Below are 3,469 nucleotides of genomic sequence, written 5' to 3'. Positions count from 1 at the left end.
CTCATCTTTACCCCGTACTAAAATTTCAGATATTATAGCCTTTTACTTGTTTCCGGACAACCTCTAATACGAAAAAAGAAAGCGCTATGGTAGGCAGTTTGGTGCCTGGCGTAATAATTGGTGGTTTTCTTGGTGTTGTACTTGGAGCTGGTGTGTGTGTTGCAGTAAGTCTTTCTGGTGGTATGATACTAGGTGTAATGATAGCATCTTCTCTTGTTGCTAGTATAGCTATTGGACTGGCCATGTATTTTTTGAGTCAAGACTATGAACAGGCTAAAGCGATAGAAAAAACTATTAGCACTGTTAGCTCTGAAATATCTGTTGATGATACAACTGTCGCAAATGGTAAAAAGGGGCCACAACTTGCATAGAAAAAGCTATAGTATTTTTCAAACTAAATAATAAACCTTGTAATTAGGATATTCTGGATTCCAGCGTCACGCGCTGGAATGACAACTGTGTTTTTGTTTTTTTGTCATCAAATACTCCTACTCTTTATATCATCCAAGTGTCCTGACTACTTGGATCCAAGAAATTTAATTGTTTTAAATTTTCCCCTCTATACACCTATTTAAAATTTATGTTATTCACATGTGCAATATAATCTATAATAACGTTTATCAATACAATATATTAAAAAATATTATGAGCTTCGTAAAAGAAAAAAATACCCCTGTGATGGAGCAGTATTTGAACCTGAAAGCTCAATACAAAGATCATCTGCTATTTTATAGGCTAGGAGATTTTTATGAATTGTTTTTCGATGATGCTATTAAAGCTGCGAAATTGCTGAATATAGTGCTCACTAAGAGAGGTAATTCGTGTGGGCAAGAAATACCAATGTGTGGAGTGCCAGCACACAGTAGTGAATCTTACCTGCACAAGCTAATAGATTTAGGATTCAAAGTAGCAATCTGTGATCAATTAGAAACTGCTGATGAAGCAAAAAAGAGGGGCTATAAATCCATAGTAAAACGTGATGTAGTGCGAGTTGTAACTCCAGGTACAATTATAGAAGATTCACTACTGGAGGATAAAAGCAATAATTATCTCGCATCCATAGTTGAACAAAATGACGAATATGCTATTAGTTGGCTTGAATTATCGACGGGAAAATTTTTTCACACTTTAACGAGTTTGAAAGCTCTAGATAGTGATTTATTGCGTATATCACCAAGAGAATTATTAATTTCTGAAAAATTCACTGAGGATGAAAAAATTAGATCGATTTTAAAAAATTATAAAATATCAATTACGCAACACGCACAGAGCTTTTTTGAGTATAGTAAATCTCACAGAACATTATGCGAGTTTTATAAAATCAGGGAACTTGGGAGTATAGGAAATTTCAGCAAAGTAGAAATCATGGCGTGTGGTGCACTGCTTGAATATGTCAGAGTAACACAAAGGGGCTCTATTCCAAGGCTTGAATTCCCAAAAACCTATAAGCAACAAAATTTCATGCTTATTGATGCTTCAGCAAGGAGAAATCTTGAGTTGTTTTCAACTCAATTTGGTGAAAAGAAAGGTTCACTAATTTCAGTTATTGATCATACAGTTACAGCTTCTGGTGGACGCCTGCTCAAACAAATGCTCGCTTCACCCCTTGCTTGCTCCAAGGCAATCAATTTGAGGCTCAGCACCGCTCAATTTTTTGTAAATAATCATGATTCACGCAGAAAAATACGAGAGATATTATCTAACATTCCGGATATTGAAAGGTCTTTATCGCGCTTAATACTAGGGCGTGGTTCACCAAAGGATATGAACCTATTGAAAATAGGCCTAGGAAAGACTTTAGAATTGTCTGAGTTCTTATGTAAAATTGAATCAGGTGAAAATGGATCTCTCCCACAACAATATGTCATCCAAACTGAGATCCAGCCAGCGTCACGCGCTGGAATAACAGTAAAATCAGACGAGAGTGAACTAAGCACAATACATAAAAGCCTTGGCAATCATAAAGACCTATTTGAACTGTTAAATAGTGCTATACTCGATAATAACCTCAGTTCCGTGAAAGAAGGAGGATTTATTCACTCAAAATACAACTCAGAATTATCTGAGTTATCTTATATATTGAACAACAGTAACAAGTTGGTAACTAAGCTCCGTGAATCTTATCGCGATCTTACTGGCATTGCCGCACTCAAAATATTACACAACAACATACTTGGTTATTACGTTGAAGTGTCGGCAAATCACAAAATAACTTCGGATATATTTATTCATAGGCAAAGCTTAGCAAATAGCATGCGCTACACTACTAATGAATTGAAAGAACTAGAAAATAAAATTCTTACGGCACGTGATGCTGCAATCGGCTTAGAAATGAAAATTTTTAGTGAACTGTGTAGTGAAGTCGCTAAAGAATCTGAAAAAATTGCTCTTGCTGCAAATGCTTTGGCAAAACTTGATATTAGAACCGCATTTGCAGAGCTTGCAGTGCAAAATAATTACGTAAAACCCATTATTGATGACAGCAAAGAGTTCAATATCTGTAGCGGAAGACATCCAGTGGTTGAAGTTAACGATAAATTCATTGCAAATAGCATCAATTTAGCTGGTATACATCTAATTACTGGTCCTAATATGGCTGGAAAAAGCACTTTCTTGAGGCAAAACGCTCTCATTGCAATTTTAGCTCACATGGGGTCATTTGTGCCAGCAGAGAGTGCACATATTGGAGTGATTGACAAGATATTCAGCAGGGTTGGCGCAACGGATAATATAACAGCTGGTTATTCTACCTTCATGGTAGAGATGATCGAAACAGCAACGATAGTAAATCAGGCAACGGACCGTTCCTTGGTGATACTTGATGAAATTGGTAGGGGCACAGGGGTGTATGATGGATTATCTATTGCACAGGCGGTGATTGAACATATTCACAATGTAAATAAGTGCCGCGCCATTTTTGCAACTCATTATCATGAATTAACTAAAGTAAGCAAATACTTGAAGAACGTGAAATGTTTTTGTGTAAAAATAAGAGAGTGGAACGGAGAGGTTATTTTTCTACATGAAGTAATTGAAGGCATTGCAGATGAGTCATATGGAATACATGTAGCAAAACTTGCTGGTTTTCCTGATTCTGTTTTAAATAGAGCAAGTGAAGTGTTTGAGGAGCTGAAGGCTTGAATCATTATTATAAGTGAAGAATTACCTATACAATCGTGGTAGTAGCTATAGAAACGAAAAACTTACTTGACACCCTTCGCCAGCTCCCTTACCACGATAGTGAAGCTATTGTATTTGCTTTCGCCAATCTGCAGATTAAAAGGTAAGGATTACTTAATGTATCGGCGTCTTATNNNNAATTTTTTGCAGTATATAGATACTGTATGTCTTTACAAAACTTCATCTACATCTAGATTTTTATCTAAATAAGCTGAACGTGCTTATAAAGCGTTACAAGACATCAAAAAATGCCAATACTCGACAGAGATAGTAAAAGACTAGCTAACTC

2 protein-coding genes are annotated in these 3,469 nt (G+C 36.2%); both read left to right on the top strand.

Annotated elements, in window-relative coordinates; translation table 11 throughout:
- Window positions 1-86 precede the first annotated feature (86 nt).
- Complete coding sequence (locus OZD62_RS05275; RefSeq protein ID WP_275019592.1) at window positions 87-371, top strand: hypothetical protein; 285 nt, start codon at window positions 87-89, stop codon at window positions 369-371.
- Between the two features lie 274 nt (window positions 372-645).
- Window positions 646-3,141: a DNA mismatch repair protein MutS gene (mutS, locus tag OZD62_RS05270; protein ID WP_095742633.1), complete on the top strand. Its 2,496-nt coding sequence runs from the start codon at window positions 646-648 to the stop codon at window positions 3,139-3,141.
- The last annotated feature ends 328 nt before the right edge of the window (window positions 3,142-3,469 follow it).

Source organism: Wolbachia endosymbiont of Drosophila seguyi (assembly GCF_028981765.1).
GTDB lineage: Bacteria > Pseudomonadota > Alphaproteobacteria > Rickettsiales > Anaplasmataceae > Wolbachia > Wolbachia pipientis.
Note: the sequence above shows the minus strand (reverse complement) of the source record. Positions and strands in the feature narration are given on the sequence as shown.

Coding starts and splice junctions, on each gene's coding strand:
- OZD62_RS05275 (WP_275019592.1), top strand. CDS start 87: ATGGTAGGCAGTTTGGTGCCTGGCGTAATAATTGGTGGTTTTCTTGGT.
- mutS (WP_095742633.1), top strand. CDS start 646: ATGAGCTTCGTAAAAGAAAAAAATACCCCTGTGATGGAGCAGTATTTG.